Genomic DNA, 13,116 nt, shown 5'->3' with positions numbered 1-13,116 from the left:
TAGGCGTTCAAGCGCCACGCAGGCTTTGCGGCGCATGGGCGCCGGCGCCCGCTTGGGCTTGCGACGCCTGGCGGCGTCGATTGAGCGATCCGGCGGGGCTGTCCAGACGTGGCCTCAGTTGCGCTTCAGCGCCAGCACCTCGACCTCGCGGTCGATGCCGCTTTCCACGGAGAATTCGCGGTTGAAGATCTGGTCGTGGTTCTTGGCGACGACGGCGTAATCGCCTTCCGCCAGGATGAAGGAGGGAAAGGCGCCGACGCTTTCGGCAAGCTGGTCGCCGCCCGGCGTCAGCAGCGACCATTCGGTGTTGGCCAGCGCCTCGCCGCCGGGCTCGTTGACGAGCTTCAGCGTGATGCGGGCGGCCTTGTGGTAGACGGTCGCCTCCGTCAGCTTGCCGGGCTGCACCTTGATGTCGGCGCGCACCACGGCATTGACCGCGCCATATTTGCTGACCACGTAGTAGCTGCCGGCGTTGAGCCGCAGCATGGTGCCGATGCCGGCCTTGGACGCAACCAGGCGCCGGGCGCCGGCCGCGCCGGTCTCGCCCCTTGTCTCGTTGGCATAGACGTCGAATTTGACCTCGTCGGCATCGAGCGGGCGGTTCTCGGCGAGTTCGGCATCGAGCTTCAGGCCGCCGGCATCGAGCACGATGGTCCGGGTGTTGACGCGGCCGGGCTCGACCTGGATCCGCGTCGTGGAGCCGGCATAGCCGAAGCCGGCATGGACCAGGTAGGTGCCGGGATCGAGGCGGAATTCGGCATCGCCACCGGTGGCGTTGGCGACCAGCGTCAGCTTTCCTTCCGTATCGCGCTTGTCGGAATAGACCCGCCACATCATGCCGCGGTCGAGGGGATCGCCGTCCTTGACGAGGCGCGAGACCAGATAGACCGTGCCCTCGTTCTCGTCGGCCGGCGTGCCGGTGTCGGCATCGAGCGGCGGCGCATAGGGCGTGGCGCTGTCGGGCACTTCCGGCTCGGGCGAAAAGCCCGGCGGCAGCGCGGCTTCTTCATCCGGAGAGGGTTTTGGCAACGGCACCGGCGGGCGCTTCAGCGCTTCTGCGGTCATGGCCGCGGCATCGCTCTGGGCACGGGCCGGCGGCGAAGACATGAGGCAAAGGGCGACGGCGGCAAACATGCCGGCGACGGCGCCGAGACGGGTTGCCCCGCGGCGTCCTGTTGAGCTGAAAGCGGCGTTTCGCCCGGGCATGATCGCGCGCCCCTGCATGCTGACCTATCCTCGGCGGAATCCGATTGTCCTTGTTCCTACCAGCGATCCCCGAAAACCGTGGCGATTTCAAGTCCGAAACGACGCAAGGTGCAAACACAGCGTTCGGATCCGGGGTGTCCGCGCGTTATTGACAGGACCGGCCGGCTTCTGTCCTCTTGGCGCCAAACCGTTTCGAACGTCCAGACCCGATAAATTCCGACGAAAGCAAGAACATGCCCGACGCACTCGACCTCCTGACCACCCGCCGGTCGGTTCCGGCCGTCAACCTCGCAGAGCCGGCCCCCGACGCCAAGACCCTGAAGGCGCTCTTGACCATCGCCAGCCGGGTGCCCGACCACGGCAAGCTGTCGCCCTGGCGTTTCATCATCTATGCCGGCGAGGCGCGCGCCAGGGCCGGGGAACGGCTCGCCAAGATCGTGGAGACCCGCGACGGCGTTACCGATGCCGAACGGCTCGCCCATGAGCGCAGCCGGTTCACCCGGGCGCCGCTGGTCGTCGGCGTCGTCAGCCGGGCCGCGCCGCACGAGAAAATCCCGGTTTGGGAGCAGGAACTCGCCGCCGGCGCCGTCTGCATGAACCTCCTCAATGCCGCGCACGCCTGCGGCTTTGCCGGCCAGTGGCTGACGGAGTGGTGCGCGTTCGATGCCGATGCCGGCAAGGCGCTCGGCCTCAAGGACGGGGAAAAGGTCGCCGGCTTCGTCCATATCGGCACGCCGACCGAAAAGCCGGAAGACCGGCGCCGGCCGGACATCGACAAGCTGACGACCTACTGGACCGGAGCCTGAGGCGCCATGTTCTACGAGACGGAAGGCGGCGGGCACGGGCTCGCCCGGGATCCCTTCAAGGCGCTGATCGCGCCCAGGCCGATCGGCTGGATTTCCTCGGTCGACGGCAAGGGCCGGGCGAACCTTGCGCCCTACAGCTTCTTCAACGCGGTCTCCTCCAACCCGCCGGTGGTAATGTTCTCCAGCGACGGCAAGAAGGACTCCATGACCAATATCGAGGAGACCGGCTGCTTTGTCTGCAATCTCGCGGTCTATGGCCTGCGCGACCAGATGAACAAGAGCTCCGCGACGGTCGCCCACGGCGTCTCGGAATTCGAGCTTGCCGAGCTGACGCCGGCGCCGAGCCGGCTGGTTGCCGCGCCGCGCGTCGGCGAGGCGCCGGCGGCGCTGGAATGCCAATATCTGAAGACCATCCCCGTGCCGACGGTGGATGGCGGCGAGTCGGGCAATTTCATGATCCTGGGGCAGGTCGTCGGCATCCATATCGACGACAGCCTGATCGTCGACGGACGCGTCGACATGATCCGGCTCGCCCAGCTCTCGCGGCTTGGCTACATGGATTATTCCGTCGTTGGTCAGGTGTTCGCCATGGACCGGCCGGAGGTCTAACTCAGATTTTCCCGGCGAGTCGGGCACGCTCCAGCAGCTTTTCGGCGCGGCGCAAATGCGGCCGGTCGACCATTTCGCCGTCGATGCCGACGACCCCGACGTCGCCGGCCCCGGCAAACGCCGCGGCGATCCTTTTCGCTGCCGCGATGTCTTCGTCCGACGGTGTGAAGACGGCGTTGATCACCGGCACCTGTGCCGGGTGGATCGCCATCTTGCCGGTGAAGCCGTCACGGGCGGCCGCGCGGCATTCCGCTTCCAGCCCTTCGGTATCGCGGAACGCGGTGAAGACCGTGTCGATGGGCGGGACCTCGGCCGCGACCGCGGCAAAGAGCGCGAGGCTGCGGGCGAGGCGGAACGGCTCGAGATAGGCACCGGTGCCGTCGCGGTTGGCAGCAGCGCCGATATCGGCGGAGAGGTCCTCCGCGCCCCAGGTGAGACCGGCAAGGCGCTGGCTGCACTGGCGGTAGGTTCCCATGTGGAAAAGCGAGGCGGCGGTTTCCGTGGCAACAACCACGATCCGGGTCGCGCCGTCTTCGGTCCCGAAGGTCGCCTCGCGGACGGCGAGCTTGGCGTCGAGATGGGAGACGTCGCGCCCGGAGATCGCCTTCGGCAGCATGATGCCGTCGGGCGTTGATGCCATCACCGCATCGAGGTCGGCGTCGGTGAGGCCGGTGTCGAGGGCATTTACCCGCACGTAGAGCAGCGGTCGGTCGGCGTCGCCAAGGTGGGCGGTGAGGAAATCTGCGACAGTTTTTCGGGCGCCCTCCTTGGCCGACAGCGCAACGGAATCTTCAAGGTCGAGCAACAGGACGTCGGCACCTGAACCGAGCGCCTTTTCCAGCTTCCTGGGGCTGTCGCCGGGAACGAAAAGCAGCGAGCGCATTTTTGTTAGACCTCGATCTGATCCGGAGCGTCGCGCTTCTGCATCAATGCCTGACGCCTGCATATGGCGACCATCTCTCCGGTCTGCTTGAAGGCCTTGTGCTCGAACTCCACGATACCGGCATTGGGCCGCGATTTGGAGCCCCGTGCTGCGACGATCTCCGTCGTGCAGGAGACCGTGTCGCCGTGGAAGAGGGGGGCGGGGAAGCGCACGTCGGTGAGGCCGAGATTGGCGATCAGCGTGCCGATGGTGGTGTCGTTGACGGAGATGCCGATCATCAGGCCGAGGGTGAACATGGAATTGACCAGCGGCTGGCCCCATTCGGTCTCGGTCCGGCAATAGTGGTGGTCGATGTGCAGCGGCTGCGGGTTCAGCGTCATGTTGGAGAACAGCATGTTGTCGCTCTCCGTGACGGTACGCCGGAGTTCGTGGGCGATCACCCGGCCGACCGCGCAGTCCTCGAAATAAAGCCCCGGCATGGCGCCGCTCCCTCCGTCCCCGTTTTGCCAAGTGGTAGCGCCAATGGTGCGCCGGCGGCAACTGTTGCTATCTCAATTCTGCAATCGATGCGCGCCGCTTTACCCTTCATTAACCACGATTTGTGAGGCTAGACGACCAGACATGCGGCGTCCTGCGCCGCCGACGCCACTCCGGGGAGGGCGCGAGAGATGAAGCCCATCCAACCGCCGATGATCAGCGATCGTATCGAGCGCGCCTTCCAGGTGGCGAGCCGGGCGACGGGCACCCCGTTCGACTATCTCCTGCAGACGGCGGGAACGGAATCCAGCTTCGACGCCGAGGCCAAGGCGCCGACCTCCTCGGCCACCGGGCTGTTCCAGTTCATCGAATCCACCTGGCTGGAAACCATGAAGGAATCCGGTCCGGCGCTCGGCTACGGCAATTACGCGGAACACATCGAGCGCACGCAGTCCGGCGACTACCGGGTCGCCGACCGGCGGATGCGGGCGAAAATCCTCGACCTGCGCAACGATCCCAAGGCCTCGGCGCTGATGGCCGGGGCCTATACGGAGAAGAACCAGGCGCAACTGAGTTCCTCGCTCGGCCGCGAACCGACCTCCGGCGAGCTCTATATCGCCCACTTCCTCGGCGCCAACGGTGCACAGAAGCTGATCTCGCTTGCCGAGGCTCGGCCAGAGAAGAACGCGGCCGCCGTGTTCCCGGCACAGGCGCGGGCCAACCGCTCCATCTTCTACAATGCCGGCGGCCGGCCGCGCAGCGTCTCGCAGGTCTACGACACCCTCGTCAGTCGTCATGGCGCGACTGCCATCGCCAGTGCCCGCCAGCCGGCGGCAACGGCTCAGCAGCAGGCGACACAGGTTGCCGCGAACGGTGCGCGGTCCGTCGACGAGGCGTTCGAGATGACCTCGGCGAACCTCGTCACGTCCTTTGCGCCGACCCTTGATACCGGCAACCGGGTGCAGCGGGGCTGGCAGGCGGCGGAATCGAACGCGCCGTTCAGCGTGCTTTTCCGCGACAACCCGAACGCATCGACCGATCCGGTCGGGCCAACCTTCTGGGGCGCGTTTGCCGCCGCGCCCGATTTCTTCGGCAACCGCGACGCCAAGCCGGCTCCGGCAGTGCCTGCCCAGCCCGCCACGCGCACGCCTGCGGCGGCGACCGAGACCGACACTGCCGAGCGCGCGGAAGCGCGGGCCGAACAGAGCGCGCGCGATGCCGCCCGCCTGCGCAGCCGCGCGCGGCGCGCCCGCGGTCCGCTGAACCTCACCAGTTTCCTCGACACCCAGTCCGGGCGCGGCCCGAAGAACCTGTTGCCGCCGTCCTGAGCGACAGGCCGCTGCTGCTGTAAAACGCCCTTGGCCGCCTCTTGCAGCCGGTTTCTGACGGCTGTTGCGGGCCCCTCTTCAGGGCCCTTTTCACGACGCCGAACTCCTTAAAATCGTTAATAGAATCCTGCCAAACAGGGTGAACCGATCGTTAAGCACTTCGTGCGAGGCTTCGATGATCGGACGAGGCCGGCATGCGCGGCCTGGCGTTCCGACAAGTCTTTCCGCGTGGAGTCAGTCATGGTTGTCAGAGCGTTTCTTCACTGGATGCAGACCGCCCCGGTCGAGCAGCGAGTCGCTGCGGCAAGTGCGCTCGCCCGGGCATGGCTGCAGTCCGAGTTGAAGGGCGCGGAGCGCGAGGACGCGGAGGCCGCGCTCTCCGTGCTTCTCGACGATCCGGCGCCGCGTGTGCGCGCGGCGATGGCGGAACATCTGGCGCCGAGCCTCGACGCGCCGCGCCAGGTCGTGCTCGGTCTCGCCAACGACCTTCCGGACATCGCCGAGACGGTGCTCCGCCAGTCGGCCGTGCTCCTCGACGCCGAACTGTGCGACCTCATCGCCACCAACGAGGTGCGCTACCAGGTGGCGATCGCGTCGCGGCCGCACCTGTCGCAGCCGGTGTCCTCAGCGATCGCGAACGCCGGTGAAGCGGCGGCCTGCGTTGCCCTCGTGGAGAACGACGGCGCCGACCTTTCGGCGGCCGCCATGCGCCGTATTGCCGACCGGTTCGGCGACGAGCCGGCCGTGCGCGAGGCGCTGCTGGCGCGGCCCGACCTGCCGGTCCCGACCCGCCAGGTGCTGATCGCCCGGCTCGGATCCGTTCTCGGCGGCTTCGTCACCGAGCGCTCCTGGATGCGGCGGGAGCGGGCAGACCGCATCGTGCGCGAAGCCTGCGACAAGGCGACGGTGGAACTCGTCATGGGAACGGGCGAGGGGGAACTTCGCCCGCTCGCCGAGCATTTGCGCGACAGTGGCCAGCTCACCGCGGCGCTGCTCTTGCGCATGGTGTGCTCGGGCAACATGGCATTCTTTGAGACCGCGCTGTCGGTGCTCTCCGGCGTTCGTGCCGCGCGGGTCGCCTCGCTGATCGCGGAGGGCCGGGTCTCCGGCCTCAGCGCGCTCTACCAGAAGGCCGGCCTGCCGAAGGCGGCGTTCCCGGCGTTCTCCATTGCGCTGGATGTCTTCCGCGAGATGGATTTCGACGGCGAGCGCGGCGACATCCACCGCTTCTCGCAGACCATGATCAACCGCATCCTCGATGAAAGCAGCCGGTTTGCTCCGAACCAGTCGGACCACCTGATCGTGCTCTTGAGGCGGTTTTCCAGCGAGGCGGCGCGCGATGCCGCTCGCGATTTTCTGGCAACGACGATCGCCGCCTGACGCGTTCGGGCGCCTTGCAGCCAGTCAGCGGGACCGGGCGGAGAACCTTGCGGCCCGTTCGCCGCCGAGCTTGCGCAGCTCCGCGACGAGCTGGCGGCCGACCGGGTCTTCGGCGTTCTGGACCTTTTCCTTGACGATCGCCTTGATGGCATAGACGTGCTGCTCGACGAAGGGCAGCGGCGCGGCGCCGGGATCGCGCTCGAAGTCGTCGAGCAGAAGGCAGAGGGAATCAGCGATATCGCCGATCAGCGGATATCCGAAGGTGGCGGCCTCGCCCTTCAGGTCGTGGGAGACCGAATAGAGCTGCTCGAAGGTCGTCTTGTCCAAGCCGCCGTCGGCCGAGATCGTCTTCCACACCCGGTTGAGCCGGCCGATCTCGTCGGTCATCCAGTATTCGAAGGTCTTCGACAGCTTGCCGAGCGCCTGTTCGGCGCGCGACACGGGGTCGAACGCCGAGCCGCGCGGCAGGTCCGGCACCTTGCGATTGAGGTTGACGGGGTTCTGTATCTTCACCCCGGGCGCGTTCGCCATGTCCGTCCTCTTGCCTCGAACACATTCCGCAGCAATGTGTGCTGCAACCGGTTAAACCATTCCAAATCCGACCACACACATATTCGTTTTCTTCTATCGTCGTTCAGGACGCCATGGAAGGCCTGACGACGTGGTCGGTCGGCTCCTGCTGGCGCCGCTCCTCGCCCTGGTAGTTGCTGCTTTCGGCGCGCCGCCGGTCCGGCCCGAAATAGGTCCGGGTCTCGATGAACGGGCGCGGATTGACGATGGTGTTGGCGATCCTGAGATAGAGCGATTTCGCCGAGATCGGCTTGCACAGGAACTCCGTGATGCCGGCGTCGCGCGCTTCCACCACACGCTTCTTTTCCGAATGGCCGGTCAGCATAATGATCGGCACGAAGGGGTTGGTGCTGGTCTCGCGATTGCGCAGCATTCTGGACAGTTCCATCCCGTCGATGATCGGCATCACCCAGTCGGTGATGACGATGTCCGGCGAGGTCGCCTGGAACGCCTCAAGGCCGGCCGCGCCGTCCTCGGTCTCGACCACGTCGCGGGCGCCGAAACCGGTCAGCAGCATGCGGATGATGCGGCGCATGTGCGTGTTGTCCTCGACAACAAGGAACCTCAAATTCGAGAGGTCCAGCTTCATGATGTCTCGGGTCGCTGCCAACGGTCTTTCCCATGCGCAGATCACAAGATCGCTGTGGCCACGGCATCACGCGCAGCGGTCAGCGAACCGCATCCTAAAACACGTGCAGTCGATTCGACCGACGCCACATGCCTTAGCCGTATGTTTTTGCGCGTTTTTTCCCCAAAACCGGTACGTGCTTCCGGGGGACACGCTTAAGCGGCAATAATCCCTGAGTCTTGCCGAAAGGGGCAAGACGTAATTGGCCGTCATCCAAAGGGTTATCGGGCAAAGGGTTATCGGGCAAAGGGTTGTCGGGCGCGCGGCCGGGGATCGTTATCGGCCCCTTGCCGATCAATAGCGGAACTGCTCGGTCAGGATGCGCTCATCCCAGCTATGGTCGGGGTCGAACATGATGATGCCTTCCGACTTGCGGTCCTGCTGGATGGTGACGCTGGCGACGTCGCGGATCTCGTTGTGGTCGGCGGCGGCGCTGACGGTGCGGGCCTCGGCCTCCAGCACGTCGATGGTGACCCGGGCGTGATCGGGAAGCAGCGCGCCGCGCCAGCGCCGCGGCCGGAAGGCGCTGATCGGGGTAAGCGCCATCAGCGGCGCGTAGATCGGCAGGATCGGGCCGTGGGCGGACAGGTTATAGGCGGTGCTGCCGGCCGGGGTGGCCAGCAGGATGCCGTCGCAGATCAGCTCTTCCAGCCGCATCTTGCCGTCGATGGAGATGCGCAGCTTGGCGGCCTGGTAGGTCTGGCGCAGCAGCGAGACCTCGTTGATGGCGCGGGCGACATGCGCGGTGCCGGAGGTGTCCGTCACCGTCATCTTCAGGGGATGAATGGTGGTCCTGACGGCCTCGCGCAGGCGTTCCTGCAACCCGTCCTGGCGGAACTCGTTCATCAGGAAGCCGACCGAGCCGCGGTTCATGCCGTAGATCGGCTTGCCGCTGTCCATGAACTCGTGCAGCGTGCGCAGCATCAAGCCGTCGCCGCCGAGGGCGACGATGACATCGGCCGCACCGGGCGCCACGTCGCCATATTCCTCGATCAGGTGCTCCTTTGCCGTGCGGGCCTCATCGGTCGGGCTGGCGGCAAAGGCGATGGCGAGAGCTTTCGGCTCTGATGTCGGCGCAGGGAATGTCGCCATGGCTGGTTCGATCTGTCCCGGAATCCGCTCTGGAAAGACGTCGGCAGGTGGCGTAGCACGAAGACCGTCACCGCACCAATACGGGAGCGCCCGAATGCGGCTCATCCGCAATCCGGCATGCGCCCGGCGGCAGAAGGGACGGAGAGGGACGCCATGACGCAACCGGTTTTCATCTATGCGACGTTTCCCGATACCGCCAGTGCCCGCAAGACCGGGCGGATGCTGGTGGAGAACAGGCTGGCGGCCTGCGTCAACATCCTCGACGGCATGGTCTCGGTCTATCGCTGGGACGGCGAGATCGCCGAGGACGACGAGGTGGTGATGATCGTCAAGACGCGGAGCGACCGGGTCGCGGCGGTGACCTCGGCGATCACCGACGAACACCCTTACGACGAGCCGGCGGTGGTGGCACTGCCGATCGTCGGCGGCAGCGACAGCTTCTGCAGGTGGATCGTCGAGGAAAGCAACGCCCAGGGCTGATCGCGATCACGCCGCCGCGCGGCAGCAAGCCCGTCGATTCACGCCGAACGCCCGCCCGCATGCGAGAGGTGCCATGCCATTTGCCTGGGCCGGTCGTTCCGGCGCGTGCCTTGCCCCCGGTCGATACCGCTTCAGGGGAGACGCCTCAGAACAGGATCACCTCCAGGGCGGCGATGCCCCAAAGCGCGGCGGCAAAGACGAGGCCGGCGAAGATGCCCCTGGCAAATCCACCGTCAAGCGAGGCGACGCGGCCGGCAGGCCGCCCGGATTCGAATGTGCACGCCATCTTTCCGCTTCCCTTTCGTCGCAGCCGATGGGTGACGCAAACACTGGATAAAGCCTAGCACAAATGCGTATTCCGCGGGAGCGCGACGGAATGCACGGACCGACACATTGTCGTGAGCCGCGCCCCATCTGGACCTGCGCCGGCGCGGCGCCCGGCCGGCGCGCCTCTGCGGCCGGCGGCTATTTCTTCTCCACCCGGCCGGTGTCGTTCCTAAAACGTGTCGTTGGCGACCCGATGCCCGGGGCCGCAGTAAAATCATATTCAGGGAATCGATAGCGTCACAATCGAGGGCGCCGACACGCCTTCGTGAGGCGGCGCCTTTGCGGGGCCGGGGAGGCGCGCCCGCCGCCGGCGATTTCTCCGCCCGTGCCCTTTCGTTCCGGGCGGCGGGGGGGTACAAATTTGCCGCCCGCTGCGCCTCATGCGCGGCGGGCACATTGCATGAAGAAACGGTATCAGGGAGAGAAAAAAATGACCGCAGAGATCGGGCATTTCATCGGCGGCAAGACCGTATCCGGTCAGTCGGGGCGGTTCGGGGACATTTTCGACCCCAATCTGGGGACGGTTCAGGCGAAGGTCGCGCTGGCCTCAAAGGCCGAGGTCGAGGCGGTGATCGCCAATGCCGAGGCGGCGCAGGTCGAATGGGCGGCGCAGAACCCGCAGCGGCGCGCGCGGGTGTTTTTCAAATTCCTCGAGCTCGCCGAGAAGGAAAAGCCGGAACTCGCCAAGCTGCTCTCCAAGGAGCACGGCAAGACCGTGCCCGACGCCATGGGCGACGTGCAGCGCGGGCTGGAAGTGGTCGAGTTCGCCTGCGGCATCCCGCATCTCCTGAAGGGCGAGTTCACGGACGGCGCCGGCCCCGGCATCGACATGTACTCGATGCGCCAGCCGCTCGGCGTCGTTGCCGGCATCACGCCGTTCAACTTCCCGGCGATGATCCCGATGTGGAAGTTCGCGCCGGCGATCGCCTGCGGCAATGCCATGATCCTGAAGCCGTCGGAGCGCGACCCTTCGGTGCCGATGCGGCTTGCCGAACTGATGTTCGAGGCGGGGCTTCCGGAAGGCATCCTCAACGTCGTCAACGGCGACAAGGAGGCGGTCGATACGCTGCTCACCGATCCGCGCGTCAAGGGCGTCGGCTTCGTCGGCTCCTCGGCGATCGCCCAATACATCTATTCGACCTGCGCGGCCAACGGCAAGCGCGCCCAGTGCTTCGGCGGTGCCAAGAACCACATGATCGTGATGCCGGACGCCGACCTCGACCAGACGGTCGATGCGCTGATCGGCGCCGGCTACGGCTCGGCCGGCGAGCGCTGCATGGCGATCTCCGTCGCCGTGCCGGTGGGCGAGGGCACCGCCAACGCGCTGATGGAAAAGCTGGTGCCGCGGGTTGAAAGCCTGAAGATCGGCCCGTCGCACGACCCGGAGGCCGACTACGGCCCGCTGGTCACCCGCCAGGCGCTCGACCGGGTACGCGGCTATGTGGACCTCGGCGTCAAGGAAGGCGCCGACCTCGTCGTCGACGGCCGCGACTTCGTCATGCAGGGCTACGAGGACGGCTATTTCATGGGCGGCTGCCTGTTCGACAAGGTGACGCCGGACATGCAGATCTACAAGGACGAGATCTTCGGCCCGGTGCTGTCGGTGGTGCGCGCGCACGACTATGACGAGGCCTTGAGCCTGCCGAGCACCCACGAATACGGCAACGGCGTTGCCATCTTCACCCGCGACGGCGATGCCGCCCGCGATTTCGCCTCCAAGGTCAATGTCGGCATGGTCGGCATCAACGTGCCGATCCCGGTGCCGCTCGCCTACCACACCTTCGGCGGCTGGAAGGCGTCGGGCTTCAACGACCTCAACCAGCACGGCCCGGATTCGATCCGCTTCTACACCCGCACCAAGACGGTCACCTCGCGCTGGCCGTCGGGCGTCAAGGAAGGGGCCGAATTCGTCATCCCGACGATGTCCTGATCGGGACCGGCCCGCGATTCCGGCTCGCGATTCCGCAGTGCGCGGCGGCCCTCTTCGGACGGCCGCCGCCATTGTTGATGACGCGGGCTCTTGCCGCACTGCAAAAAAACAGTAGTTTTAGAAGCGTTCGACCGGCAAAGCCCCTGACGTTGCACCGCAGCACCCGGTGCCCCGCAGCTTTGGAGCACGCGTCGGGGAATCCAAGGGAAAGGCAGGTCCGATGTTTCTGGCAATGAACCGATTTCAGGTGATCAAGGACAAGGCGGGCGACTTCGAGGCGATGTGGCTCGGCCGCGACAGCGACCTGCCGAACAATCCCGGTTTCGTCGAATTCCGCCTGCTGCGCGGGCCGGAGCACGAGGACTACATCCTCTACGCCTCCCACACTTTCTGGGAGAGCGAGGCGGATTTCGTTACCTGGACCAAATCGGAGAGCTTCCGCAAGGCGCACAAGAACGCCGGCAAGGCGTCCGATCCGGTAACGATCGGCCATCCGAACTTCGAGAGCTTCGAGACGTTGCAGACGATCGGCAAGTCCGGCGGATAGGGGAGGTCTTCCCAAAAATTCGGCGGCGCAGCGTCAGGAGGGTTTCCCACCGACTGCTTTCATTTTATAATCATTCTGAACTGTCCGCCTCCCGGACCGTCGCGTCTTCGGACAATATCATCTTCGACCTTTCGCCGGATCGTTCGATCCGGCTTCACATGATCAGATCCCAACCCTGTCAAGGAGTGAACCCATGCCTGTGGTCAACACTGTGCCCCAGACCGTTTTCAAGACCCGCGTGCGCAACGAGGCGCTCGGCGGCCCGAACCCGTTCGAGTGGAAGGACGTCAGCACCGACGATCTGTTCAAGGGCAAGCGCGTCGTCATCTTCTCGCTGCCGGGCGCCTTCACGCCGACCTGCTCGACCAGCCACCTGCCGCGCTATGAGGAGCTCTACGACGAGTTCAAGGCCGAGGGCATCGACGAGATCGTCTGCATCTCGGTCAACGACGCCTTCGTCATGTACCAGTGGGGCAAGCACCAGGGCGCCGAGAAGGTGTTCCTGCTGCCGGACGGCAATGGCGAGTTCACCCGCAAGATGGGCATGCTGGTCGACAAGTCGAACCTCGGCTTCGGCATGCGCTCCTGGCGCTACGCCGCGGTGATCAATGACGGCACCATCGAGAAGATGTTCATCGAGGCGGACTACAGCGACAACTGCCCGTCCGATCCGTTCGAGGTCAGCGACGCCGACACCGTTCTTTCCTGGCTGAAGAACAGCACGCACTAGTTTTCCTGGGTGTTCGGCGCAAAGGTGCCGGCGCGCATTTGCGCTTGCCACGAACCGTCGCGCGACGGTTCGTGGAGGAGCACGCACGAAAAGCTCAAAAAGGAGGCCCGCGCCGACATCGGC

15 protein-coding genes are annotated in these 13,116 nt (G+C 65.8%); 8 read left to right on the top strand and 7 right to left on the bottom strand.

The genetic code is table 11. The features are described from left to right. Window positions 1-114 precede the first annotated feature (114 nt). Window positions 115-1,065 carry an RgsD C-terminal domain-containing protein gene (locus CH339_RS07260; protein WP_146610130.1) on the bottom strand — a complete coding sequence of 317 codons (951 nt, stop codon included), beginning with the start codon at window positions 1,063-1,065 and terminating at the stop codon, window positions 115-117. A gap of 374 nt (window positions 1,066-1,439) precedes the next feature. Here CH339_RS07260 and CH339_RS07255 point away from each other — a divergent pair, with 374 nt between their 5' ends. Both CH339_RS07255 and CH339_RS07250 read left to right on the top strand, forming a co-directional pair. Continuing rightward, the gene (locus tag CH339_RS07255) at window positions 1,440-2,012 is read left to right on the top strand and encodes a nitroreductase family protein (RefSeq protein ID WP_111433676.1); all 573 of its coding nucleotides are present in this window, start codon (window positions 1,440-1,442) and stop codon (window positions 2,010-2,012) included. 6 nt (window positions 2,013-2,018) lie between these two features. After that, window positions 2,019-2,621 (top strand): flavin reductase family protein, encoded by a 603-nt coding sequence (locus CH339_RS07250; protein ID WP_111433675.1) that lies wholly within the window; start codon window positions 2,019-2,021, stop codon window positions 2,619-2,621. A gap of 1 nt (window position 2,622) precedes the next feature. On the opposite strand, the gene CH339_RS07245 is transcribed toward CH339_RS07250, so the two are convergent. Next, the gene (locus CH339_RS07245; RefSeq protein WP_111433674.1) at window positions 2,623-3,504 is read right to left on the bottom strand and encodes an HpcH/HpaI aldolase/citrate lyase family protein; all 882 of its coding nucleotides are present in this window, start codon (window positions 3,502-3,504) and stop codon (window positions 2,623-2,625) included. A 5-nt stretch (window positions 3,505-3,509) separates the two neighbouring features. Continuing rightward, window positions 3,510-3,983 (bottom strand): MaoC family dehydratase, encoded by a 474-nt coding sequence (locus CH339_RS07240; protein WP_111433673.1) that lies wholly within the window; start codon window positions 3,981-3,983, stop codon window positions 3,510-3,512. A 189-nt stretch (window positions 3,984-4,172) separates the two neighbouring features. Between CH339_RS07240 and CH339_RS07235 the strand changes: the two genes are divergently transcribed. Continuing rightward, complete coding sequence (locus CH339_RS07235; protein ID WP_111433672.1) at window positions 4,173-5,309, top strand: lytic transglycosylase domain-containing protein; 1,137 nt, start codon at window positions 4,173-4,175, stop codon at window positions 5,307-5,309. 240 nt (window positions 5,310-5,549) lie between these two features. Then, complete coding sequence (locus tag CH339_RS07230; protein WP_111433671.1) at window positions 5,550-6,689, top strand: DUF2336 domain-containing protein; 1,140 nt, start codon at window positions 5,550-5,552, stop codon at window positions 6,687-6,689. Between the two features lie 24 nt (window positions 6,690-6,713). Here CH339_RS07230 and CH339_RS07225 read toward each other — a convergent pair whose 3' ends face one another. The 3 genes from CH339_RS07225 to CH339_RS07215 all read right to left on the bottom strand — a co-directional run bounded on the left by CH339_RS07225 (window position 6,714) and on the right by CH339_RS07215 (window position 8,979). After that, window positions 6,714-7,220, bottom strand: a complete 507-nt coding sequence (locus tag CH339_RS07225; RefSeq protein ID WP_111433670.1) for an Hpt domain-containing protein — start codon at window positions 7,218-7,220, stop codon at window positions 6,714-6,716. 103 nt (window positions 7,221-7,323) lie between these two features. Next, a complete protein-coding gene (locus tag CH339_RS07220; protein ID WP_111433777.1) occupies window positions 7,324-7,851 on the bottom strand; it encodes a response regulator in 528 nt (175 codons plus the stop codon). A gap of 330 nt (window positions 7,852-8,181) precedes the next feature. Continuing rightward, the gene (locus CH339_RS07215) at window positions 8,182-8,979 is read right to left on the bottom strand and encodes an NAD kinase (RefSeq protein ID WP_111433669.1); all 798 of its coding nucleotides are present in this window, start codon (window positions 8,977-8,979) and stop codon (window positions 8,182-8,184) included. Window positions 8,980-9,132: 153 nt separating this feature from the next. On the opposite strand from CH339_RS07215, the gene cutA reads away from it, so the two are divergent. Further along, on the top strand, window positions 9,133-9,459 hold the full coding sequence (gene cutA / locus CH339_RS07210; RefSeq protein WP_111433776.1) for a divalent-cation tolerance protein CutA: 327 nt from the start codon (window positions 9,133-9,135) through the stop codon (window positions 9,457-9,459). 145 nt (window positions 9,460-9,604) lie between these two features. On the opposite strand, the gene CH339_RS24620 is transcribed toward cutA, so the two are convergent. Beyond that, complete coding sequence (locus CH339_RS24620; protein WP_170138439.1) at window positions 9,605-9,745, bottom strand: hypothetical protein; 141 nt, start codon at window positions 9,743-9,745, stop codon at window positions 9,605-9,607. Window positions 9,746-10,216: 471 nt separating this feature from the next. Here CH339_RS24620 and CH339_RS07205 point away from each other — a divergent pair, with 471 nt between their 5' ends. From CH339_RS07205 to CH339_RS07195, 3 genes are all read left to right on the top strand, one after another. Next, complete coding sequence (locus CH339_RS07205) at window positions 10,217-11,716, top strand: CoA-acylating methylmalonate-semialdehyde dehydrogenase (protein ID WP_111433668.1); 1,500 nt, start codon at window positions 10,217-10,219, stop codon at window positions 11,714-11,716. Between the two features lie 220 nt (window positions 11,717-11,936). Next, window positions 11,937-12,263 (top strand): heme-degrading protein HmuQ, encoded by a 327-nt coding sequence (gene hmuQ, locus CH339_RS07200; RefSeq protein WP_111433667.1) that lies wholly within the window; start codon window positions 11,937-11,939, stop codon window positions 12,261-12,263. A 193-nt stretch (window positions 12,264-12,456) separates the two neighbouring features. Next, window positions 12,457-12,993, top strand: a complete 537-nt coding sequence (locus CH339_RS07195; protein WP_111433666.1) for a peroxiredoxin — start codon at window positions 12,457-12,459, stop codon at window positions 12,991-12,993. Window positions 12,994-13,116: the final 123 nt, after the last annotated feature.

It is taken from the genome of Rhodobium orientis, assembly GCF_003258835.1.
Taxonomy (GTDB): domain Bacteria; phylum Pseudomonadota; class Alphaproteobacteria; order Rhizobiales; family Rhodobiaceae; genus Rhodobium; species Rhodobium orientis.
The sequence above is the reverse complement of the archived record's forward strand: the minus strand, read 5'-3'. Positions and strand labels throughout refer to the sequence as shown.